The sequence below is a fragment of the Halonotius sp. F2-221B genome (genome assembly GCF_046719765.1).
Classification (GTDB): Archaea; Halobacteriota; Halobacteria; order Halobacteriales; family Haloferacaceae; genus Halonotius.
Genome location: NZ_JABEBY010000023.1, coordinates 1 through 20,839 on the forward strand (window position 1 = coordinate 1; position 20,839 = coordinate 20,839).

The 20,839-nt window shown below is 64.7% G+C and carries 21 protein-coding genes; 14 read left to right on the forward strand and 7 right to left on the reverse strand.

The window, feature by feature from the left end; genetic code table 11:
• The first annotated feature begins 261 nt into the window (after window positions 1–261).
• The 3 genes from msrA (at window position 262) to HKK80_RS13930 (ending at window position 1,771) form a co-directional block, all read left to right on the forward strand.
• The gene (msrA, locus tag HKK80_RS13920) at window positions 262–810 is read left to right on the forward strand and encodes a peptide-methionine (S)-S-oxide reductase MsrA (protein ID WP_411800194.1); all 549 of its coding nucleotides are present in this window, start codon (window positions 262–264) and stop codon (window positions 808–810) included.
• 168 nt (window positions 811–978) lie between these two features.
• A complete protein-coding gene (locus HKK80_RS13925; protein WP_411800195.1) occupies window positions 979–1,329 on the forward strand; it encodes a hypothetical protein in 351 nt (116 codons plus the stop codon).
• Window positions 1,322–1,771: a type II toxin-antitoxin system VapC family toxin gene (locus tag HKK80_RS13930; protein ID WP_411800196.1), complete on the forward strand. Its 450-nt coding sequence runs from the start codon at window positions 1,322–1,324 to the stop codon at window positions 1,769–1,771. The genes HKK80_RS13925 and HKK80_RS13930 overlap by 8 nt, the downstream gene beginning before the upstream one ends.
• Before the next feature lies 1 nt (window position 1,772).
• On the opposite strand, the gene HKK80_RS13935 is transcribed toward HKK80_RS13930, so the two are convergent.
• A complete protein-coding gene (locus tag HKK80_RS13935; RefSeq protein WP_411800197.1) occupies window positions 1,773–2,987 on the reverse strand; it encodes an MFS transporter in 1,215 nt (404 codons plus the stop codon).
• Between the two features lie 63 nt (window positions 2,988–3,050).
• The gene (locus tag HKK80_RS13940; protein WP_411800198.1) at window positions 3,051–4,133 is read right to left on the reverse strand and encodes a Tat pathway signal protein; all 1,083 of its coding nucleotides are present in this window, start codon (window positions 4,131–4,133) and stop codon (window positions 3,051–3,053) included.
• A gap of 103 nt (window positions 4,134–4,236) precedes the next feature.
• On the opposite strand from HKK80_RS13940, the gene HKK80_RS13945 reads away from it, so the two are divergent.
• On the forward strand, window positions 4,237–5,553 hold the full coding sequence (locus HKK80_RS13945) for a Tat pathway signal protein (RefSeq protein ID WP_411800199.1): 1,317 nt from the start codon (window positions 4,237–4,239) through the stop codon (window positions 5,551–5,553).
• Between the two features lies 1 nt (window position 5,554).
• On the opposite strand, the gene HKK80_RS13950 is transcribed toward HKK80_RS13945, so the two are convergent.
• Window positions 5,555–6,199, reverse strand: coding sequence for a DsbA family protein (locus HKK80_RS13950; protein ID WP_411800200.1), 645 nt, complete (start codon window positions 6,197–6,199; stop codon window positions 5,555–5,557).
• A 103-nt stretch (window positions 6,200–6,302) separates the two neighbouring features.
• Here HKK80_RS13950 and HKK80_RS13955 point away from each other — a divergent pair, with 103 nt between their 5' ends.
• A complete protein-coding gene (locus HKK80_RS13955; protein WP_411800201.1) occupies window positions 6,303–6,749 on the forward strand; it encodes a 2Fe-2S iron-sulfur cluster-binding protein in 447 nt (148 codons plus the stop codon).
• A 6-nt stretch (window positions 6,750–6,755) separates the two neighbouring features.
• On the forward strand, window positions 6,756–7,694 hold the full coding sequence (locus tag HKK80_RS13960; protein ID WP_411800202.1) for a class I SAM-dependent methyltransferase: 939 nt from the start codon (window positions 6,756–6,758) through the stop codon (window positions 7,692–7,694).
• Window positions 7,695–7,753: 59 nt separating this feature from the next.
• On the opposite strand, the gene HKK80_RS13965 is transcribed toward HKK80_RS13960, so the two are convergent.
• Window positions 7,754–8,605 (reverse strand): heme-copper oxidase subunit III, encoded by an 852-nt coding sequence (locus HKK80_RS13965; RefSeq protein ID WP_411800203.1) that lies wholly within the window; start codon window positions 8,603–8,605, stop codon window positions 7,754–7,756.
• Window positions 8,606–8,711: 106 nt separating this feature from the next.
• On the opposite strand from HKK80_RS13965, the gene HKK80_RS13970 reads away from it, so the two are divergent.
• The 5 genes from HKK80_RS13970 (at window position 8,712) to HKK80_RS13990 (ending at window position 14,271) form a co-directional block, all read left to right on the forward strand.
• Complete coding sequence (locus HKK80_RS13970) at window positions 8,712–10,142, forward strand: hypothetical protein (RefSeq protein WP_411800223.1); 1,431 nt, start codon at window positions 8,712–8,714, stop codon at window positions 10,140–10,142.
• The gene (locus HKK80_RS13975) at window positions 10,142–10,459 is read left to right on the forward strand and encodes a hypothetical protein (RefSeq protein WP_411800204.1); all 318 of its coding nucleotides are present in this window, start codon (window positions 10,142–10,144) and stop codon (window positions 10,457–10,459) included. Before HKK80_RS13970 ends, HKK80_RS13975 begins: the two co-directional genes overlap by 1 nt.
• A 76-nt stretch (window positions 10,460–10,535) precedes the next feature.
• Complete coding sequence (locus HKK80_RS13980; protein WP_411800205.1) at window positions 10,536–11,123, forward strand: HalX domain-containing protein; 588 nt, start codon at window positions 10,536–10,538, stop codon at window positions 11,121–11,123.
• A 47-nt stretch (window positions 11,124–11,170) separates the two neighbouring features.
• Window positions 11,171–11,989: a histidine kinase gene (locus tag HKK80_RS13985; RefSeq protein ID WP_411800206.1), complete on the forward strand. Its 819-nt coding sequence runs from the start codon at window positions 11,171–11,173 to the stop codon at window positions 11,987–11,989.
• Window positions 11,990–12,093: 104 nt separating this feature from the next.
• Window positions 12,094–14,271, forward strand: a complete 2,178-nt coding sequence (locus tag HKK80_RS13990) for a hypothetical protein (protein WP_411800207.1) — start codon at window positions 12,094–12,096, stop codon at window positions 14,269–14,271.
• A gap of 69 nt (window positions 14,272–14,340) precedes the next feature.
• Here the strand turns inward: HKK80_RS13990 and HKK80_RS13995 are convergent, their stop codons facing one another.
• On the reverse strand, window positions 14,341–14,646 hold the full coding sequence (locus HKK80_RS13995; protein ID WP_120083464.1) for a hypothetical protein: 306 nt from the start codon (window positions 14,644–14,646) through the stop codon (window positions 14,341–14,343).
• Window positions 14,647–14,887: 241 nt separating this feature from the next.
• On the opposite strand from HKK80_RS13995, the gene HKK80_RS14000 reads away from it, so the two are divergent.
• From HKK80_RS14000 to HKK80_RS14010, 3 genes are all read left to right on the forward strand, one after another.
• Window positions 14,888–16,234, forward strand: a complete 1,347-nt coding sequence (locus HKK80_RS14000) for an adenylosuccinate synthase (RefSeq protein WP_411800208.1) — start codon at window positions 14,888–14,890, stop codon at window positions 16,232–16,234.
• Window positions 16,235–16,313: 79 nt separating this feature from the next.
• On the forward strand, window positions 16,314–17,600 hold the full coding sequence (purD, locus tag HKK80_RS14005) for a phosphoribosylamine--glycine ligase (RefSeq protein WP_411800209.1): 1,287 nt from the start codon (window positions 16,314–16,316) through the stop codon (window positions 17,598–17,600).
• A gap of 49 nt (window positions 17,601–17,649) precedes the next feature.
• The gene (locus HKK80_RS14010; protein ID WP_411800210.1) at window positions 17,650–18,249 is read left to right on the forward strand and encodes an acyltransferase; all 600 of its coding nucleotides are present in this window, start codon (window positions 17,650–17,652) and stop codon (window positions 18,247–18,249) included.
• Window positions 18,250–18,257: 8 nt separating this feature from the next.
• Here the strand turns inward: HKK80_RS14010 and HKK80_RS14015 are convergent, their stop codons facing one another.
• Window positions 18,258–19,502: a potassium transporter TrkA gene (locus HKK80_RS14015; RefSeq protein ID WP_411800211.1), complete on the reverse strand. Its 1,245-nt coding sequence runs from the start codon at window positions 19,500–19,502 to the stop codon at window positions 18,258–18,260.
• Window positions 19,499–20,743 (reverse strand): potassium channel family protein, encoded by a 1,245-nt coding sequence (locus HKK80_RS14020; protein WP_411800212.1) that lies wholly within the window; start codon window positions 20,741–20,743, stop codon window positions 19,499–19,501. Before HKK80_RS14020 ends, HKK80_RS14015 begins: the two co-directional genes overlap by 4 nt.
• Window positions 20,744–20,839: the final 96 nt, after the last annotated feature.

The following is a 20,839-nucleotide window of genomic DNA, read 5'->3' on the forward strand; positions in this document are numbered from 1 at the left end:
ATCCCACGACGGCGAAATCATTTTGTTGTCAGCGGTGGTTTGTTGAGGTAGCAGCGTTTCCATAGGTGAAAGGGCGAGGCGGGGTCGGCGAACCCGGACGACGCAAGCACCGCAGCGAACGGAGTGAGCGAGGAGCGCAGCGAGTCCCGGGAGCCGAGCCCGTCGAGGGCTTTCTACACCGAAGCCACTCACGCAATAACACGCTCTGAATCCACTGCATAATGGCCGTGGCTTCTTGTTGCTCCCGCACCACTAGCCGATATGGCAACGACAACGGCGACGTTCGGCGGCGGCTGTTTCTGGTGTATCGAAGCCCCGTTCAAGGAGCTTGCGGGCGTCGATTCGACGGTCTCCGGCTACGCCGGCGGCGACACTCCCGATCCGAGCTACAAGGAAGTCTGCTCCGGGACGACCGGTCACGCCGAGGTCGTCCAGGTCGAGTACGACCCCGACGTGATCAGCTACGGCGACCTGCTGGAAGTCTTCTTTACCGTGCATGATCCAACCCAACTCAACCGACAGGGGCCGGATGTCGGCACGCAGTATCGGTCGGCGATCTTCACTCACGACGATGACCAGCAGGACGCCGCCGAGGCGTTCATCGCCGAACTCGACGCCAGCGACGCCTACGACGACGAGGTCGTCACCGAGGTCGAGCCGCTAGAGACGTTCTATCGTGCCGAAGAACACCACCAAGATTACTACGAAAAGAACCCCGCACAGGCCTACTGCTCGATGCATATCCCGCCGAAACTCGACAAGGTGCGCGAGCAGTTTGCGGATCGGCTCCGCGAACAGCCCGTTCACTGACTGTCAGTTCCAACCGGGCGACGCTTCCGCGTAGAATCACCAGTTGGCTCTCTCGTGGAGTGATACGCTATTACATCTCAAAGAGAGCAACAGCGAGACAACTCCAATTCAGTATCTCCACGTTGGGATACCCACGAGGTTATCCTAATCGAGACCGTATAGGGTCGTATGAGCAGGGAGCGCACGGAGTCTGGACAGTATGCCGAGACGGTTACTCGGGATCGCGTTCGGCAGGTGTTCAGTGCTGTTGCGGGCCCAGCGGTGACATCCGCTGACGTGGCCTCCGAACTCGGTGTGACCGCTGAGGCTGCTCGGCGGAAACTCAACGAGTTCCATGCCCGGGGAATGTTGGGGAAACGGAAAACGGCAGGCCGGAACCTCTACTGGCTTCGGGCTGAAAGCGAGGTTGCCGACATCAACCCTGATGATCCCGTCTGGGGAACGCCACCAGTTTCGGGTGAAGAGACAGTCCGTGAGACTGATATCGACGACGTGTTGTACGGCGAGATCAATGAGTAGCGTCAGCCGGCGGTCGCCCGCCATCGTCGATACAGGGCTCTTTTTCGCGTACTACTACGACCACGCGGCCCAGCACGCACGGGCCCGGGAGACACTGGATGCCATTGTCAGTGGCGACCTCGCGTTCGGGCCGTTGTTCACCACGCAAGCGGTACTCTCAGAGCTTGCCACGCTACTCACCCGAAAAAGCACCCACGAGGAGGCTGTCCGAGCAGTGACCGAAATCCACGACAGCGAGAGTTTCAACCGGCTTGTGATAGATCGGGCGACCTTTGATGCTGCACTCACACAGTTTGAGCAGTACGACGATCAGACGATCTCATTCGTTGATCACACGACAGCCGTGCTGGCTGCCGAACGGGATATCGATCACGTCTTGGGGTTCGATGCGGATTTCCGGACACTCGGATTCACCCGCGTGCCGGTTGACACCGGCGTGTAACTCAGTGCTCCCGCGTCAGCCGCCGCACCGCCGGCAACGCCACCAGCGCGATCCCGATCTCCAGCCCCCCGACAACGAGAAACGCCGTCAGATAGCCCGCCGCGTCGGCAACGCTCCCGCCGAGCAGAAAGCCCGCGAGAAAGCCGAGACTCCCGAAGACGTTGAAACCGCCCATCGCCACGCCGCGCTCGGCGGGCGCAGAGAGATCCGAGACGAGGGCCATCGTCGCGGGGGCGACGAACGCGCCGGCGACGCCGACCAGCGCCATCAACGCCATCGCCACCCCAACGGTCGATGCCACGCCGACCGCGATGATCGCCAGTCCATACCCGATCGAACCGACAACAACGGGGATGAACCGGCCGATCCGATCCGAGAGGCTGCCCAGCGGGTACTGCAGCAGCGCGAACGGGAGGAAGAACAACGCGAGCGCGATGCCAACGCCAGCGGCATCGAGCCCGAGCACATCGCCAAAGTAGAAGACGCCGACCAACGAAAAGAAGCCCGCCGTCAGCCGATCGATAAAGCCGAAGGCGTAGGGGACGGCGAGCGACGGCCGCGCGCGGAGCGTGGCGAGGGCGGCGGTGAGATCCGGCGCGACGGAATCGGCGTCGCCGTCGCTACCGACGGTGCTGCGGGCCGTTTCGGCAGCACGATCCCCAACGGTCGCCGCCACGCCGCCGGCGACGACAAGGATGCCTGCGCCAGCGTAGACGGGCGCGAACGGATCGACGGCGGCGAGCTGGCCGCCGACCACCGAACCGAGCGCGGCCCCCAAGCCGATGGCGATCCCCGCCGCGCCCATGTTCCGCCCGTTGCCGCCGGCGAGATCCATCAGCATCGTGATCGACAGCGAGAACGCGCCGATGGTGAACGCGCCGCCCACGGCTCGCAACAGGAGGACACCGCCGAAGCCGACCCCGAGGGCGGGCAGTTGCGGCAACAGCAGGTATGTGGCCGCACCGCCGAGCGCGCCGGCGACGACCAGCGGTGTTCGCCGACCGAGGCTGTCGCTGGCGGCTCCCCAGACGACAGCAAACACGACGAATGCGGCGACCTCGGCGACGAGAAACCACATCCCGGCGCGGATCCCGCCGGGCGCGCCGAGGGCGGCGATCAGGCCATCAAGGCCGGGGTACAGCAGCACCTGCGAGACGAGCACCGCCCAGACGACGACCGCGAGTCGAACCCGTGGCCGCGGGAGGGGCCATCGCATCGTCTCAACTGTGGGCGGTGTGTGGAATGAAGCTGTTGTCGTGTGGCCAGAAGCGGGAGCCGACTACGACAGTTCGACGGTCGGCGTCTCGAAAAAGGCGGTCTCATACCCCTCGTGGCGGGCGACCTGGGGTGGCGTCGTCACGTCGACGGTCGCCGTCTCCTCGCCGGTCGCGCCGGGGACGGCTGTCCCGTAGTGGAAGCCGAGCTCGGGATCCAACGCCGGCTCCAGCGACGCGCCCTCGACGACTGCCTCGCCATCCGAGCCGGTGAGCGTGCCGGCCAGCCCCATGCTCGGGATCACCAGCTCGTTGTACCGCGTCGCCCCGGTAACCGCGAGATACGGTGCGTCGCCGAACCGATCGGCCGACAGGACGGCGGCCGCATACCGGATGTCGTCGGCCAGTCCTGTTCCGAGGGCGGTGCCGCCGAGCTCGCGGACGCGGCCGGTCGGCATCGACATCCCGTCCATCTCCATCTTCATCGGATCGAGCGCGCCCGGCTCGCCCTGTCGATCCTCGTAGGTTTCGTAGGCAAGCTCGTTGCGGGCGGCCTCGCTGTAGTCGAGCTCGATCGTGACGGTCTGGGGTTCCCCAAGGCGGCCCTCGAAGTTGCCGAACCGCCGGGCGGTCGTCGCACCGACGGTGATATCGACGGTGTAGGTGTCGTCGCCGTCGAGATGATAGTTATCGCCGTAATGAAAGCCCATGCGCTGAGAGAGCATCGCGTACACCGTCTCGCGTTCGTCGACGTTGTTGCCGCCGCGGGCCGCGATGTCGACGCTGGAAACCGGCAACACAACACCGGTTTCGGTATCCCAGATATTCGCCATGATGTGAACCGCATCGTCAGAGTCGACGCCGAACTGCTCGGCCTCGTAGCCGCCGTCGCGGTTGAACACCCGCCAGAAACGGTGCGGGAAGGTGTAGGACAGCGAGACTGCCAGCCCGTCGTCGGTCATCGCCATCCCGCCCATGGTCATCTCTTCGGTGTGGGTCGGATAGTAGATCGCAGCGGGTCGGTCGGCGACTAACTCCGGTTCCCGCCCATAGCTCACGCCATCAAGAGAAGTAAACGAGTCGACGCAGCCGGCAGCACCCACTGTCAGCCCGACCGTTGTGCCGGCAAGAAACTGTCGTCGATCCATAGCTGTGGTACCTGCTGAGCGCACAAACCGTTTCTGGTGTGGACGACGAAGCCGAAGAACCGCCCACCAGAACCCATATCTGGCCCAATCGACAACGCAGGGTATGGAGCTGCCCGACACGTCCGCGTCCCGTCGGGAGGTACTGAAGGCCGCGCTGGCGGCCGGCGGCGCGGCCGCGCTGTCAGCCTGTCTGGAGGCCGTCGACGACGAGCCGATCCCCCAGGGTGTCGATGATCCCGAGACGCTTCCCGATCGGCAGTTCGCCTGGAACGACAGCCTCAACCGCGACGAGGGTGGCAACGTCGTCCTCCCCGAACACCACCTGTTCCTGTATCTCACCTACGACGGCGCGGCCGGAAGCGAGGGCACCCCAACGGATGCCGACCGCGAGCGGCTGAACGCCGCGCTCCGCACGATCGAACGCGCCTACGAACGGAGCAACCGCGGGGTCGTCTTCGATCTGGGTTACTCGCCGGCGTACTTCGAGCGGTTTGCGGCGTCGCTGCCGGAATCGATCGATCTCCCGCCGCCGCGAGGGCTCACCCCGGTCGACACGCCCACGCTGGATGAACAGGACGCACTCCTGCAGCTGGCCGCTGATCGCAGCGACGCTCTGCTGGCGATCGAGGAAACGCTGTTTGCTGACGGCGACGACGCCCCCGAGACGCTCAACGGCGTTGAGGTGGCGGGCCGGCTGAGCGACGTGTTCCGGATCGATGACCGCCGAACCGGCTTTATCGGGCCGGGACTACCCGCAGCGAATCAGGGCGTTGGCGGCATCCCCGAGAACGGCCCGGTTCCCGAGGCGGCACCGCTGTTTATGGGGTTCAAAGCCGGCTTTGCCGCCAACCAGGCCACCGAGGAGTACGTCACCATCGAGGAGGGCCCTTTCGCCGGCGGCACCACCAAACACGTCGCTCGCATCCGTCAACAACTCGACAAGTGGTACGACGAAAACAGCCACAAGGAGATGGTGGAAAAGCTGTTTAGCCCACAGCTGGCCGAGTCCGGAGCCGTCGAAGGTGTCGGCAACAATCTCGGCGACGACAGCGGGATCACCCCGGAGATCTACGAGGCGATCGAGGAGACCGCCGACGAGTTCGGGCTGGTCGGTCACGCCGAGAAGGCCGCCCGCGGCAACCGCGACAGCGAGGGTAACGTCCAAACACTCCGTCGCCACGTCGAATCAACCGACAACGACAACGCCAGCCTGCATTTTCCGTCCTACCAACAGGAGATCAGCACGTTCGAGGCGGTACAGGAAGCGATGAACGGGACGGATATCGTCGCTGATCAGCCGGGGATCGATCCCCGGGTCAGAAACGGGATCTTCCGCTACATCTTCGTCGAAAACCGCGGCAACTTCCTGATCCCGCCGCGGTCGTTGCGGGCGTTTCCAACGCCACAGGGCGGGGCGTAGGCTACAGGGCGTCGTCGATCGCGCTGCTCACACGTTCGTAGCTTGCGGCCCCCTCTAGGAGTTGTCCATCGACAAACGCTGCCGGCGTCCCCGGGACACCGCGGCTCTCGCCTTCGGTTTGGTCGGCTTGGATGACACCCTCGTAGGTGCGGCCATCGGCATCACTCAGCACGCGGCAGGGGTCAGCGTCGACACCCTCCGCGAGATCACCGATCAGCTGCCAGGAGTAGTCCGACTGGTTCTCGTAGGCGGCGTCCGCAAACTCGAAAAACGCCCCGTCGCCGAGTGCATCTTGGACACTTCGGGCCGCGTTGGCAACCGGTTCGTTCCAGTCGCTGTTGACAACAAGGAAATCAAACCGTCGAAACCGCACGTCCTCGCCGGCATACTCGTCGACGAGCTGGCCAAAATCCTCCAGGGCGAACGTCGCACAGCCCGGACAGGCAAAATCCTCGAAGAGGTCGACGGTAACCGTCGCGTCGTCATCGCCTCGCGTCGGCTGTGGCAGCTCGGCGACGGGGTCGCGGTCGGAAAGCTCGCAGCTATGACTCGTCTCCCCTGCCCCACTGCTGCCGGCACAGCCGGCGAGGCCGACGGCGGCGGCCGTCCCGAGGGTTGTGAGATACGCACGTCGCGTTGGTGGCATACCTCCCTGTTGTCGCGGCGATATTTAGAGCCGTTGAGACGTGACGATCTGAGCGTTGCTGGTCGTCGGTAAGTCTTTGAGGAGCCGCCTCGTTGGCTCATCCATGCCGACTGTTCATTTCCGCGGTGAGGAGATCGAGTGCCGAGAGGGTGCGACGCTCCGCGACGTGCTGTTGGATGCGGATCTAACCCCACACAACGGAAAGGCGACGGTGCTCAACTGCCACGGATTCGGCAACTGCGGCACCTGTGCCGTCAAGGTCGACGGCGAGGTCAGCGACAAGGGGATCCGCGAGAAGGGCCGGCTGCTGGTGCCGCCACATCACCCGAACTACGATCTCCGGTTGGCCTGTCAGACAAAGGTCATGGGCGATGTCACCGTCGAGAAATACCCCGGCATGTGGGGAACGCAGGTGGCCAAGGATCCGCTGCCGCCGCTCGCGGACGACACCGACGACGCTGAGATGGCAGCCGATACGAGCCCGGAGGCCGACGACGAGCCGACCGCCGCCGACACCGGAGACGACCACACCCCCGCCGACGCCGACTGACCCGACGTGGCCCGTTCGTTCGACGATTTTGTCAGCTATCTCGACGCCAAGCGATCGGTCGATGACCGCGCGCTCCACCGCCCGACCGTCGATCGGCTCGTCGCTGAACTCGACGAGCGAGCGGCCGCTCGCGGCGATGAGCCGGTTCGAATCCTCGAAGTTGGCTTTGGGATCGGTACGATGCTGGAGCGGCTCCGCGCCTGGGATGTACTTCCCCAACGGGTCGAGTACGTCGGCGTCGACATCGACAAGACGAATATCGCGGCGGCGGCCGACCGATTGACCGACGGCGATTTCGAGCAAACGGGCCCCCACCAGTTCTCACTCGTAAGCGACGAGGCGACACTGACGGTCGACCTCCAGGCCGCCGACGCCTTTGCGTTCGCGGCCGACCGTCATGATCCGGCTGTCGCCGGCCCGCAGTTCGATCTGCTGATCGGGATGGCCTTTCTCGATATTGTCCCGTTTGAACGGGTCGCCGAGACGTTGCTCCCACTCCTTGCGGGCGGCGGCCTCGGCTACTTCCCGATCACCTTCGACGGCGTCACCGATTTCCGGCCGGTCGACGACCCGGCGTTGACAGCGACGCTACTGGATAGCTTTCACGCCGCGATGGATGCCCCCGACCGGCCGGGGGGCAGCCAGACCGGCCGCCGGCTGTTTGCCGAGCTGCCGGCCGCCGGAGCCGACCATCTCGCGGCCGGCGGCTCGGATTGGGTTGTCACACCACGCGATGACGGCTATCCGAGCGACGAAGCGATCTTTCTCCGCCACATCGTTGACACAGTCGAACACGCACTGCTGACGGAGACGCCGGAAGCCACGCTCGACGGCGTCAGCGACGACGCGATCAGCGCGTGGGCGCGACAGCGACACGCCCAGATCGACCATGGGGAGCTGGTGTATCTCGCCCACAACATCGATCATCTAATCCGAATGCCGTAGGTCGTCGCTGTCGACCCGGCGTGTCGAGGTAGATCAAAAAGAGCCAGCCAACTGCTTCGTCAGGCCTGTCCCGCGCCGACGTAGAGCACGACGACGAGGAAGATCCAGACGGCGTCGACAAAGTGCCAGTACATCGAGGCCGTCGACACCGAGAGATGTCGGTCGGCGGAGTACTGGCCGTAGAGGGCGCGCACAAAGACGATCCCGAGGATGGCCGCCCCAAGGCCGACGTGGAGGCCGTGAAGCCCGGTCAGCCCGAAAAATGCCGATGAGTAGACACCCTGTGTCCACGTGAAGCCGTACTCGCCGATGAACTCGAAGTATTCGAATGCCTGGCCGCCAAGGAAGACGACCGCAAACAGGATCGTCAACCCCATCCCGCGCAGGAAGTTGGTTCGGTCGTCGTTTCGCAGGGCGACGTGAGCCCAGTGGAGCGTAAACGAGGAGGCGATCAGGATCGCCGTGTTAGCTAAGATCAGCGAACTGATCAGATCCGGGGTGGTCTCCGGGAGCGTCCACGCCGAGCCGGCCCGGAAGTAGAAGTAGTAGCTGAACAGCGCGCCGAAGGTTGCCAACTCAGAACCGAGGAAGGCGATCATTCCCCACCGGAGTGAGGCATGGCCGTGTTCGCTCGTCTCACGGCTCCAGAACTTCGTGATGAAGGCGTGGTACAGCCAGCCGTAGATCCCGACCAGAAACAGCCCGACGCTGCCGGCGACCGCCGCCGGGCCAGCAAGCGGGCTGATCGCATCCCCGATGATCCAAAGCGCCACACCCGCGTAAATACCGGCCGCGCCGAGTGCGGTCACAAACGGCCACCAGCTCGCCTCGCCGAACCCCTGTGGCCAGTCTTCGACCGCCGGCAGGTGATGGCCGTGGTCGTCGTGTCCGTCCTCCGTTTCGGTGCTCATACTACCTCGTTGCAAGCGTGTGATTAAAAATCCTCTCACCCGCGTTGCCGACGCAGTGGCGGGCTGTTCCGCAAGCTACTCGTGGCCGCTCACCGTAGCCGGGATGATGACAGACAGCGGCCCTGAGCGGTCGACCCGGGAGTGTCGGCGACGACTCCGACGGCTGCTGATCGTCGTTGCGTCGGCGATCCCACTGGTCGCTTTCCTCTCGGAGCCAGCGATCGCCCATGCGGCCGCGCTCCGTGGATCGACAACCTCCGTTGAGGTGCCGACCTGGCTCTTCCTGACGACCGGCGGCGGAACGGTCGGCGCGTCGTTTCTGCTGGCCTCCTTTGTCACCGACCGAGCGTTCATGCGATCGGTACACGACTGGGGGTATACGCTGCCCGCGCCGGGGCGACTCCTCAACTGGCTGGGGCGGGTTGTCGGGCTCGCTATCCTTGCGGTCACCGTCGCCGTCGGTTACCTCGGCCCGGAGACAGGCTACCGCAATCTGTCGATCCTCGTCGTCTGGGTCGGCTGGTGGGGTGGCTACGTCGCCTCGACGTACCTTCTCGGCAACACGTGGCCGACACTGAACCCGTTCCGGACGCTCGCGTCGATCCCGCCGTCGCTCGACCGGCCGTACCCGGATCGACTCGGCGCGTGGCCCAGCGTCGCCGGCCTGCTCGCGCTGATCTGGATCGAGGTGGTCAGCCCGCTGGCCGACGACCCGCGGCTGTTGGCGACGACGCTGGTGGCCTACACCGCTGTCAGCGTCGCCGGCAGCGTTGTGTATGGCACCGAAACATGGTTTGGCCGCGTCGATCCGATCGCCCGGGTGTTTTCGCTGTTCGGTCGGTTTGCACCACTCACGCGGACGGCGGCGGGGCTTTCACTGCGCCTGCCCGGGAGCGCGCTCACCAACGCGGATGCTGTGGGTGGCCGCGCCGAGACCGTGTTTGTCGTCGCGGTGCTCTATGTGACGACCTTCGATGGGTTCGTTGGCACCGGGCTGTGGGCCCGCCTGATCACCGCGGTCGTCGAGGCTGGTGTGCCGCCACTGGTCGGCTATCTAGGCGCGTATCTCGCCGGCTTTGGGCTGTTTGTCGCCGCGTTCCGGTGGGCGATCGGTCTCGCCCGGCGGTTTGGGCGTACCTACATCACCCGGGCGGCGTTGGCCGAGCGGTTCGCGCCGTCGTTGCTGGCGATCGCTGCCGGCTACCATATCGCCCACAATCTCGGCTTCATCCTCGGGCTGGCCCCGTCACTGGCCGTCGTCGCCGCGAGCCCGCTGTCACCACCACAGCAGCCGCCGGTGCTGACGACGCTGCCGGGCTGGATCTCAGGGCTTGAACTCGCCTTCGTGTTGGTCGGCCATTTCATCGCCGTCTGGATCGCTCACGCCGCCGCCTACGAGTTGCTTCCAGGGCGGTTGGAGGCGATCAAAAGCCAGTACGGGATCACGCTGGTGATGATCGCCTACACGATCATCAGCCTCTGGATCGTGACGACGCCGACGGTCACACCGCCGTTCCTCGGTGGGGGTGGCGTCTGATGACAGCGTGGCAGGCCGACGATGCCGGCGAGAACCACACGCAGGCGACCACCACACAGCCGGCGACACACGTCCCCGACGGCGAGACACCACAGGTCTGTCCGTACTGCGGGTTCGAACTGCCGGCCGACGACCAGTACCGCCTCCATCTCGGGCTGAATCACTACGATCAACTGGACGACAGCGACCAACAGGCGTTTCGTGAGGCCTACCACCACGAGGAGGAATCGCTCACCCGGTTTCGGATCATCGCCCTCGGTGGACTCGTGGCGCTCTACTTTGGATTTTTGCTCATCTACGCCGTGTTGGCTGCATGACACGCGCCACCACACCGTAGCGGAAGTATAAAGTTCATAGCACCCGACCGTCACGGCAACCGGGCACCCGAGATTCATGGCTACTACCTCGACAGATGCTGCGACGATCCTCGTCGTTGACGACGAACGCGATGTCGCCGATCTGTACGCCTTCCGACTTGAGGAACAGTACACTGTTCGCACCGCCTACGGCGGACAGGAGGCACTTGAGGCGTTCGACAGCGATATCGACGTGGTTCTGTTGGATCGGCGGATGCCGGGGCTCACCGGCGATGAGGTGCTTCAGCGCGTTCGGGAAGCCGACGCCGACGCACGGGTCGTGATGGTGACCGCGATCGATCCCGATGTCGACATCGTCGATATGAATTTCGACGACTATCTCTGTAAGCCGGTCGGCAAGGAGACGCTGCTGGAGGCGGTTGCCCACCAGCTAACCGCCCGCGAGTACGGCGAAACGGTACAGGAGCTGTTCCGGGCGACCTCGAAGGTTGGCGTTCTTGAGGCCGAGAAATCCGCCGAGGAGCTCGACGACTCCGAGGAGTACCAATCGCTCACCCAACGCATCGAGGAGCTTCGGGCCGAACAAAGCGATCTCATCGAGGAGTTAGACGACTTCGAGGCCGCGTTCAACGCGATCGATCGCACACCAAAGGAACCGATGTAACCGGGCGGCCGCGGCTGTTTTATCCGTTTACAGACCCTACCATGGGTATGACCCGCGAGCTGCCGGACTCGCTGTCGGGATTTATCGATGAAGCCGCCGCCAGCCAGGAGACGACGCTGCTGTTGATAAACCGAACCGAGCCCCAGCCGCTCGTGAAGCTGCTGGATCAGGCCTTCGAGAACCAATCCGTCCAGATCCAAGAGCGACACATCCCCGAGGGTAACACCGACCAGGTCTGTCTTGTCGAGAACGGACAGGTGACGGCGACAACATCGTTTGCGAACCTCAGCGACACGTTTCTACTCGTTAACGCCGACCGCTACCGAACGACCGTCGATCGCTCCACACGCCGCTCGTTCCCGGATGTGTTGACCGGACTGGACGACATCGAGTTCACGGTTCGGGGGTTTCCGGAGTCAAACAAAGAGAAGCTGTTGTTGGTCGTCATCTCCCGGTTCATCGAGGATCGCGCGCTGCGCTGCGGTTGCGGCGAGTTCCACAGCACGTTCCAGCGGCTCTCCCGACTCGACGACGAGTATGGTACCCGCACAATGTACGAGTGGCTCGGCGAGAGCGACGTTGAGACTCACGTCTATGGCATCCGCGATGATCCCGCGGTCGTCGATGGGCTCGACGTGACGGTACATGCAGGAACGACCAACGAGTACCGCCGGTCGTGGGTCGTGGTGTTTACCCCCGACACAGAGACCGGTGATGCCTGTGGTGACGATATCGCCGCGGCCGACGCCTGTAACCCGGTTGCGCTCGTCGCCATCGAAACCGGGCCGAACGTCTGGCGGAGCATGTGGACATATGACCGCGACCGCGTCGAGCGGATCAGGGCCTATGTTCGGCAACGATTTTGAGCCACGCTCGTCGATTGCAGAAATGATTTCTGCCACCCAAAGAGTGAATACAATGTCGGACGCTCTGGAAAGAATTTTAAGCGTCTCGGGCATCGGTACACCAAATGGATAGCGAAATAGTTGGTTCGGTGACCGAGTGGGACACCGTTCCGGTCGGGCGGGGGTACGACGGCCTCCACGACCTCGCCGACGCGGAGTTCTCAGGCGGGGTCACCGCCGGCGACACCTGGGGCTTCATGCTGAACGGCCGGCTGGTCGGGATCCCGGGGGGCTCGCTTGCGGCCTTCGATGGGGCAGAACTGACCGCCTACGAGGCTCCGGCCCCGGCCCTCCCGTTGCTGTATACGATGCAGTCACAGGACAGCGAAAAGCAGGCGGAGTATTACACCAACGAAACGGCGATCGCTGAGGCCGACACCACGCTCGCGGATGGCAACTTCACCGGCTACATCGAGCTCTCCGAAAACGTGCTGTCGGGGGATTACTACGTTGTGTACTACGGGGGTCGCTCGATGAGCGTCGCCTTCGTCGGCAACAGCCGCCGACTGTTAACCGACGAAGAGGCCTTCGAGCGCGCAAACGACGAGGTCGGCATCTACAACGTGTACGCCGCCGATATCGACGTGATCGATCTCCCCGAGCGAGAATCGACAGCGTCGGCCGCCGACCCGACTCCCACCCCGACCGACGACGCCGGCAGCGAGTCGCTGTCGACCGACAGCACGGGGTCAGACGACGGAACCACGGCCGATGGCATCAGCTCTGGCTCGATCGATATCCCGCAGGCAGGAGGTACCGACACCGAGCCCGCAACCGACGCGGGGCCGGATTCCGCGACAGCAGACAGCAGCCCCGACGAACAGCCAGCCGCGGCTGCCGACGTCCAGCCCGACGACCGTGGCGAACCAACTGAGGCGAGAGACGACCGTGGCGAACCAACTGAGGCGAGAGACGACCGTGGCGAACCAACTGAGGCGAGAGACGACCGCGGTGAGCCGAACGAGCCGACCGCATCCACCGCGGAGACAACCCCCGACGACACGGGAGTCGACACCGACCCAGCAACGGAGAGCACCGACACACCCGCCACCGGTGGGCCAACGGCCACCGCCGACAGTCCGTCGGATCCCAGGTCGGGCGGTAGCACCACGACGAACGACGAACCCTTCCAGGAGGAGGCAGAGTGGCGGAACACAACCACGATCCCGTCGCTCGATCCAAGCGACGACGAGGAAGGCGAGAAGGGCACACAGGGTGGCGGCGGCCAACAGACGGTCACTCGCTCGGAGGAGCGGCTCTCACGGCAACAGCTGCGAGAACGACTCGACAAGGCCGAGACGGTGATGGAGAAGGCCGAACAACGCCACAAGGAGCTGGTGGCCGAACGCGACGAGGCCCGCGAGCAGCGAGACGCCGCCCAGCAGCGGATCGAGGAGCTCGAAGCCGAACTCACGGCAGCCCAAGAGCGGATCGAGGAGCTTGAAGCCGAGTTGGCGTCGACTGACACAGCCGCCGCCACCGGATCGACGCAGGCGGCTGACACCACCCCACAGACCACGCAGTCTATCACCCCGGCGGACGCGCTGGCGGGCACCAATCTGTTTGTCCGGTACGATTCAAAAGGGGCGGCGACGCTGGCCGACGCCCACGACGGCGAGGCGAACCTGGAGGATATCGAGGGCAACATCCGAATCGATACCCACACCACGTTCGAGACTGAGGGGCTGGAGGTCGATGGTACCCCCTTCGAGGCGTTCCTCGATGATCGGATCGAGGCTGCCTTCGCGGAGTGGCTGGTGACCGATCTTCTCTTCGAACTTCGGTCGACAGGCGCGACGACAGCGCTCAAGGCGGTCTACGACGCGATCCCACAGATCGACCGGATCGAACTCCAGGGGACGATCGAACTCGGCACCGACGAGGACGCCGAGCCGATCGAGCACACATTCGACGTTGTCGTCCGCGACAAGCGGGGGAAACCGCTGTTTATCGCCGACTTCGACGACTCGAAACAGCCGGTCGGTGCCGACCTGATCGAAGGGCTGATCCGGAACGGCAATGCTCTCCGGGAGCGCAACGAGAGTTTCGCCGCCGGCTTCGGTGTGACGAGCAGCTACTTCACCGAGGATGCCTACGAGATCGCTGACGATGCGACCAACGGCGGCCTGTTCAGCCGTAGCGGCGGGAAGAGCTTCGTGAACATCTCCCGAAAACAGGGGTTCCACCTCTGTCTGGTCGACCGGATCAAAGGCGGGTTCGAACTGCAGAAACCGGAACTGTAGCCGCCACCAGCTCAGCAGTACATACCAGCCCACAATACGAACAAAACACAGCGAACACGCAACAACGCGTTAGTTTTCGATCTCGGCGGTGTCGTCGATGCGCATCGTCCGCAGCTTGTCAACGATGGAGTCGATCTTGTTGTCGAGGTCGTCGACGAACTCCTCGGTGTGGTCGGTCTGGATCGCCCCCTGGCTGGATGGCTCGATGAGGTTTTCCTCTTCGAGCACGCGCAGGGAGTACCGAACCTTGTGGTGCGGATAGCCGGTTTCGTTGGACATCTTGACGATGCCGATGGGCTCGTTTTCGATGACCATCCGGAGCACCTGGAGGTGCCGTTCAAGCATGTCGACTTCTTTTTCGAGTCGGTCAATCATGACATGTGCTAACTTGTCTTGCGGTGATTTAAGTGTTGCTGTCGTCCCAGTACTGTTATCGATGGATCGACGTGCGAGTAGTTAACATTTCGGGTTTCACCGACAGCAACGGGACGACGATCCACCGGGTGTGGCGGCGATCAGATGAGCACCAGCGGATCGGCGGGCACGGAGGCAGCGCGGCCACCCGAGGCGATGTACCGTAATCTGTTTACCCGGTGGTTGGAAACCCACAGTCGTTATGACCGTAACTATCGTCGGGTCTCAGTTGGGCGACGAGGGGAAGGGCGCGCTCGTCGACATCTGGGGCGGTGACAGCGATGTCGTCGTCCGGTATCAGGGCGGCGACAACGCCGGCCACACCGTCGTTCAAGACGGGACGGAGTATAAGCTCTCCTTGGTTCCAAGCGGTGCCGTCCGCGGGAAGATCGGTGTGTTGGGCAACGGCTGTGTGATCAACCCCGAGACGCTGTTCGACGAACTCGACACGCTCCGCGAGCAGGGCCTCGATCCCGACGTGCGACTCGCCCGCCGGGCGCACGTCATCCTCCCGTATCACCGCGTGCTCGACGGCATCGAGGAGGAAGCCAAAAGCGACGACGACCTCGCGGCCGGCACCACCGGACGCGGGATCGGCCCAACCTACGAGGATAAGGCGGGTCGCCGCGGGATTCGCGTCGGCGACCTGCTCGATCCCGACGTGTTGCGCGAGCGGCTCGAATACGCCGTCCCGCAGAAACGCGCGCTCGCCGAGGCGGTCTACGGCCTCGATGTCGAGAGCTCCGAGCACGCCGACGCCTTCGATATCGACCATCTCTTTGCAACCTATCGGGAGTACGGCGAGCGATTGGCCGCGGAGTCGATGACCGTCAACGCCGGCGAGTTCCTCAGCGACAAACACGCCAACGGCGAGGAACTCCTCTTCGAGGGCGCGCAGGGCACCTCGATCGATATCGACCACGGGATCTACCCCTACGTCACCTCCTCGAACCCGACCGCCGGCGGCGCGGCCGTCGGCACCGGCGTCGCCCCGACAGTCATCGGCCAAGGCGAGGTCGTCGGCATCGTCAAGGCCTATCTCTCACGAGTCGGCACCGGCCCGCTACCGACCGAACTCGACGGCACCGACAGCGAGGAAGAGCTGGCGGACTTCATCCGCGAGAAAGGCGGCGAATTTGGAACGGTCACCGGGCGACCGCGCCGGATCGGCTGGCTCGATATGCCGATGTTGCGGCACGCCGCCCGCGCCAACGGCTTTACTGGTATCGCCGTCAACCACATCGACGTGCTGGCCGGGCTCGATGAGATCAACGTCGGCCACGCCTATGATCTGGACGGCGAAGAACTGCTGACGATGCCGGCGACGACCGAACGGTGGGGCGACTGCGAGCCCGTGCTCAAATCCTTCGAGCCGTGGGACGAGGTTGACTGGGCCGCCGTCGCCGAGGAAGGGTATGAAGCGATCCCCGCGGATGCCCGCGACTATCTCGACTACATCAGCGACGAGATGTCGACGCCGGTCTACGCGGTCGGCATCGGCCCCGGGCGCGACGAGACAGTCGTTCTTGACAACCCCTTCGAGCAGTAAGCCGACGGAACTCGCTGGAGGCTGGTGGCAGTGAGCGAACAAAGTAACACTTACACGCGGCCCGCGGTCTTTCTCGGATATGAGTGAAACCGTGCTGTTAGTTGGCGGTGGCGGCCGTGAACACGCCATTGCCCGCGCGCTGGCTCCTGACTGTTCGTTGTATGCCGTCGCCGGCAACCGCAACCCCGGCATCACCGAACTCGTCGATGGGTTCGAACAGATCGAGGGTACCGACCCCGAAGCGATCCGCGAGTACGCCGAGGAGATCGATGCAACCCTCGCCATCGTCGGCCCCGAGGCTGGCCTGCAGGCTGGTGTCGCCGACGAACTCGACGCGGCCGGGATCTACACCTTCGGGCCGCAGGCCGAGGAGGCGAAACTTGAGACCGACAAGGCGTTCCAGCGGGAGTTCATGCAGGACAACGACATCCCCGGCTGTCCGGTCTTCGAGACCTTCGAGGACATGGACGCCGCCTGTGCGTTCATCGACGACTACGACGGCGACCTCGCGGTCAAACCGGTCGGTCTGACCGGCGGCAAAGGTGTGAAAGTCATCGGCGATCAGGTGACAAGCGAGGAGGCAAAAGCCTACCTGCAGGAGTCCGACTACGAGGGCGTCGTCCTCGAAGAGCGGCTGATCGGCGAGGAGTTCACGATCCAGGCGTTCGTCGCCGACGGCGATCTGCGCACGACGCCGGCCGTCCAGGATCATAAACGCGCCTACGAGGGCGATGAAGGCCCCAACACCGGCGGGATGGGCAGCTACAGCGACACCGGCTTTCAGCTTCCCTTCATGCAGGATGGCGACTACGAGGCCGCCGTCGACATCATGGAGCAGACAGTCGCGGCGATGCCCGACTACAAAGGCGTCCTCTATGGTCAGTTTATGCTGACCACAGAAGGACCAAAAGTTGTCGAGTTCAACGCCCGCTTCGGCGACCCCGAGGCGATGAACACGCTGCCGATCCTCGACACGCCGTTCCTCGACGTGCTGACCGCTGCCCGCGATGGCGACGACCTCCCGGGACTGGAGTTCTCGGGCGAAGCGACGGTCTGTAAGTACGCTGTCCCGGACGGCTACCCGACCGATCCCGACGCAGGCACGAAGATCGCGGTCAACGAGGAGACGGTCGGCGACGGACTACTCTTCTACGCCAGCGTCGACGCCCGCGAGGACGGGCTGTACACGACGACCTCCCGATCGTTCGCAGTCGTCGGCCGCGCCGACTCGATCGCCGACGCCGAGGCGATCGCCGAGGACGCGCTGGCGGCTGCGGGCGAGGGGTTCCACATCCGCCACGATATTGGCACGGCAGATCTCGTCCAGTCGCGGATCGACCACATGACCGAGTTGCGCGGCGAATAGTCGACGACCACACTCGATGTTTTTGTAGCCACCGCCCGAAGAGGGAGGTGTGCCGCCAGCCGACCACGACGACAACGACGATGTGCGCCGCCATGATCGCCTCCAGCGACGGCCGACCGCCGGCCCGCACAACTCGCTGTGGGGATGGGCGTCGATCCGGTCGCCATGGCGGGTTGTCCGCAACTACCTTGTCGTCTGGCTGATTCGCATCTCGCCGAGCCTGCGGCTGAAAAACTGGCTGCTGCGGCGGTTGGGCGCGACCATCGGCACCGGGGTTTCTTTCGGCCTGGAAGCGACCCCGGACGTGTTCTGGCCGGAGCTAATCTCGGTTGGCGACCACGCGATCATCGGCTACGACGTGACACTCCTGTGTCATGAGTTTTTACAGGACGAATACCGGCTTGGCGAGGTCGTGGTCGGCGAGCGGGCGATGATCGGCGCGGGCGCGACGGTGCTGCCGGGCGTCGAGATCGGCGACGGCGCACAGGTCGCGGCCAACTCGCTTGTGACACGTGACGTGCCGGCCGGTGCGACGGTCGCCGGTGTGCCGGCCGAATCGATCGATGGCGATGCGGCGACTGATTCCGACGAAGCCGCGACCGGTTCGGGTGATCAACAGGATGACGACGCGGCCGATGTCGCCTCGTGATGGCGTGGTTACGTCGCTTGCTCCTCGGTCTGGTTCGGTTCGTCGTTCTCGGTCGCTGCTGGGGATTCCGCAGTTGCAGGTGCGTTCGCTCGTTCTTCCAGCCCCCGCAACACGTCCGGCCGGCCGAGCCCGTAGATCATCTCGCCGGGCTCGAAGCCGCGATCCCGATCCGGGAGTGCCGTCAGCTTCCCGCCGTCGGGCCGAATTGCGACGACCGTCGCGTTCAGCGCGCGCGGCGTCAACCCAACCAACTCGCTGCCGGCTTCGATCGTCACTGTCCCCATCGTCTCATCGACGCTCCGCAACAGGGTCGCAAACTCGCGGTCGGCCTGCGGCTCGGCGGGCAGCGTCACCAGTCGATACTGCTCAGTTGGCGACAACAACTTCGCATCCTCGTCGTCGATAGCGAGTGTCACCGTGTCGCCCGCAACACCGCGGAGTTCACCGGTCGTCAGCCGCTCCGTCGTCGTCCCGGTCGTCCACACCTGCACCGTATCGCCCGGTGAGGCGTTGTTCGGCGGGTCGGCGCGGATCGCCACGGCGACGGTGCCAGGGGCGATCGTCGCACCGATGCCCGCGGCCCGCGATCCGACAGCAAGAAACTCCACGTCAGCTGCGGCCGTGAGATCAACGTCAACGTAACCCACCTCGTAATCCTCCTTTAGTCGCTCGATGAGCCGGCTTCTGAGCTCTTCGACGGTGAGCCGCCGCGGGAACACCAGCGTCTTCCCGGCGAGTTCGGCTTTGGTCTCGTCGGTGACGGGATCGTAGCTCTCCATGTCGTCGATCTCATCCGGCAGGGTGATCGTGGTCACCCGGCCGGCCGAGCGAACCACAGCCCCGACCTCGCCGTCGAACTCCCGGAGGCCGGCCAGCGAAAACAGGTTGCTGCTGGCCGCATCGCCCAGCCGGCGGCCGATCGGCGCGGCGACCGCAGCGATGCTCAGCGCGACGATGTTGAAACCGACGACGCCCGGCTCGAAGAGATCGACGGAGATGTCGCTGACGGCGACGCCGAGGGAGGTCGTGTTAATGTACAGCGCGACGACCGAGACACCGACGAAGCCGGAGACACCCTCCGGGACGATCTGTTTGAAATACCAGCGGTAGGTGACTGCGAGCCCGCCGGTCGCGACGATCGACAAGACGGCGTAGATGAGGAGATTGATCAGGGCTGCCGTCGGCTCCGCGAAGGTCACCGGCGACGGCGGGCCGGCTGTGAACACGCTGCACAGGGTCTCGCCGGCGGTCATGTTGCGGCCTCCGCAAACCGATCCAGCGACTCGCCCGTCCCGATGACATACAGCTTGTCGCCGGCCGATAGCGGCTGCTCGCCGCGCGGAGCGACCTGCCACTTCTCGTGGTTGGCCGCGAGAACCAACACGTTGTAGCTGTCACGGACGCCGACCTCGCCGATCGTGTGACCGTCAAGCGGGCCGCCGGGGGAGACAGTCACCTTCTTGAACTGGACGCCGGAGCGCCGCAGCAGCGACACTAACTCGAACTCCCGGCGCGTCCCGCGAGAACAGACGACCACCTGCGGCTCGGTCGCCGACAGCAACGTCGTCGCCTCCGACCGCGAAACGGCGACCGTGATCCGCCCCTCGCCGCCGGTCGTCGTCGCGGCCGCGGGCAGCGATGCCGGCGGCTCCTCGCCGCCATCTGTCGCCAGCGCGTCGTCGTCGCCCGCGGGTGTCGCCGCGGCGGCTGTCGCACCACCGGACGGCGACCCTGAGCGGGCAGCGATCACCGTTCCGGTCACGCTCGTCTCGGAGGTGACGATCCGCACCGATTCGCCGCGGGCGATCCCGGATGGCACCAACGCCGCAAGCGAGACCGCCCGCTTGCCTGCGGGGACGCGCCGTGAGGTGCTGCCCATCGGCGGCGCGGCGGCGACGCGGGCGCGGGCCGCTTCGTCGAGATCGACGCTCACGTCGGCGAGATCGAACTCCGACTGCAGGCGGTCGGCAAACCGTGATTCCAGCTCCGCGATGGGAAGATCAGCGGGGAACGGCCACTCGCCGTCGGCGATCTCCCGGCGGAGGTCGGCGGGCAGCGGCGGGTAGCCCTCGATGTCGCTTGGCTCGCCCACCACGGTGAGCCGCACCTGATTCCGGCCGCCGACGAGTTCGATCACATCGGTGTTCAGCGTTCGATCCCGCAAGGATTTGATCGTCAACCGCTTGGGTGCTGACGCGCCAAGCTTGTCGCCCTGGGCGTGGGCATAGAGTGCAAGCAGCAACACGACGATGATGGCGGTGAGGATCGACGCCGCGTTCTCCGAGGAGCGGATCGCCGGATCGTTGAGCGCGAGCAGGCCGCCGTTGACGCCGGCGATGGCTAAGGCGAGGACGACGACACCGAGGCCGGGGATCGACACATCGGTGACGTACTTGAACAGAAACCCGAGAACACCGGAGACCAACGCGGGGATGATCCCCGTCAGGACGCCGAGATAGATCCCAAGCAGGATATCGAACGGAAGCGCGGTCATACCCGTCCATGCGAGTGTGTTTGGTTAAAGTTTCGTCCCGCGCAGTCGGGCGTCTGATCGGGTGGCGATCCAGGGTCTATTAGTAGCCACCCATCT

Bases quoted from the DNA above. Each gene is read 5' to 3' on its own strand.
- HKK80_RS13930 (WP_411800196.1), top strand. From the start codon at position 1,322: ATGAGTAGCGTCAGCCGGCGGTCGCCCGCCATCGTCGATACAGGGCTC.
- HKK80_RS13925 (WP_411800195.1), top strand. From the start codon at position 979: ATGAGCAGGGAGCGCACGGAGTCTGGACAGTATGCCGAGACGGTTACT.
- HKK80_RS13995 (WP_120083464.1), bottom strand. From the start codon at position 14,646: ATGATTGACCGACTCGAAAAAGAAGTCGACATGCTTGAACGGCACCTC.
- HKK80_RS13980 (WP_411800205.1), top strand. From the start codon at position 10,536: ATGGCTACTACCTCGACAGATGCTGCGACGATCCTCGTCGTTGACGAC.
- HKK80_RS13975 (WP_411800204.1), top strand. From the start codon at position 10,142: ATGACAGCGTGGCAGGCCGACGATGCCGGCGAGAACCACACGCAGGCG.
- HKK80_RS13970 (WP_411800223.1), top strand. From the start codon at position 8,712: ATGACAGACAGCGGCCCTGAGCGGTCGACCCGGGAGTGTCGGCGACGA.
- HKK80_RS14000 (WP_411800208.1), top strand. From the start codon at position 14,888: ATGACCGTAACTATCGTCGGGTCTCAGTTGGGCGACGAGGGGAAGGGC.
- HKK80_RS13990 (WP_411800207.1), top strand. From the start codon at position 12,094: ATGGATAGCGAAATAGTTGGTTCGGTGACCGAGTGGGACACCGTTCCG.
- HKK80_RS13945 (WP_411800199.1), top strand. From the start codon at position 4,237: ATGGAGCTGCCCGACACGTCCGCGTCCCGTCGGGAGGTACTGAAGGCC.
- HKK80_RS14020 (WP_411800212.1), bottom strand. From the start codon at position 20,743: ATGACCGCGCTTCCGTTCGATATCCTGCTTGGGATCTATCTCGGCGTC.
- HKK80_RS13955 (WP_411800201.1), top strand. From the start codon at position 6,303: ATGCCGACTGTTCATTTCCGCGGTGAGGAGATCGAGTGCCGAGAGGGT.
- HKK80_RS13985 (WP_411800206.1), top strand. From the start codon at position 11,171: ATGACCCGCGAGCTGCCGGACTCGCTGTCGGGATTTATCGATGAAGCC.
- msrA (WP_411800194.1), top strand. From the start codon at position 262: ATGGCAACGACAACGGCGACGTTCGGCGGCGGCTGTTTCTGGTGTATC.
- HKK80_RS14015 (WP_411800211.1), bottom strand. From the start codon at position 19,502: ATGACCGCCGGCGAGACCCTGTGCAGCGTGTTCACAGCCGGCCCGCCG.
- HKK80_RS13940 (WP_411800198.1), bottom strand. From the start codon at position 4,133: ATGGATCGACGACAGTTTCTTGCCGGCACAACGGTCGGGCTGACAGTG.
- HKK80_RS13935 (WP_411800197.1), bottom strand. From the start codon at position 2,987: ATGCGATGGCCCCTCCCGCGGCCACGGGTTCGACTCGCGGTCGTCGTC.
- HKK80_RS13965 (WP_411800203.1), bottom strand. From the start codon at position 8,605: ATGAGCACCGAAACGGAGGACGGACACGACGACCACGGCCATCACCTG.
- purD (WP_411800209.1), top strand. From the start codon at position 16,314: ATGAGTGAAACCGTGCTGTTAGTTGGCGGTGGCGGCCGTGAACACGCC.
- HKK80_RS13950 (WP_411800200.1), bottom strand. From the start codon at position 6,199: ATGCCACCAACGCGACGTGCGTATCTCACAACCCTCGGGACGGCCGCC.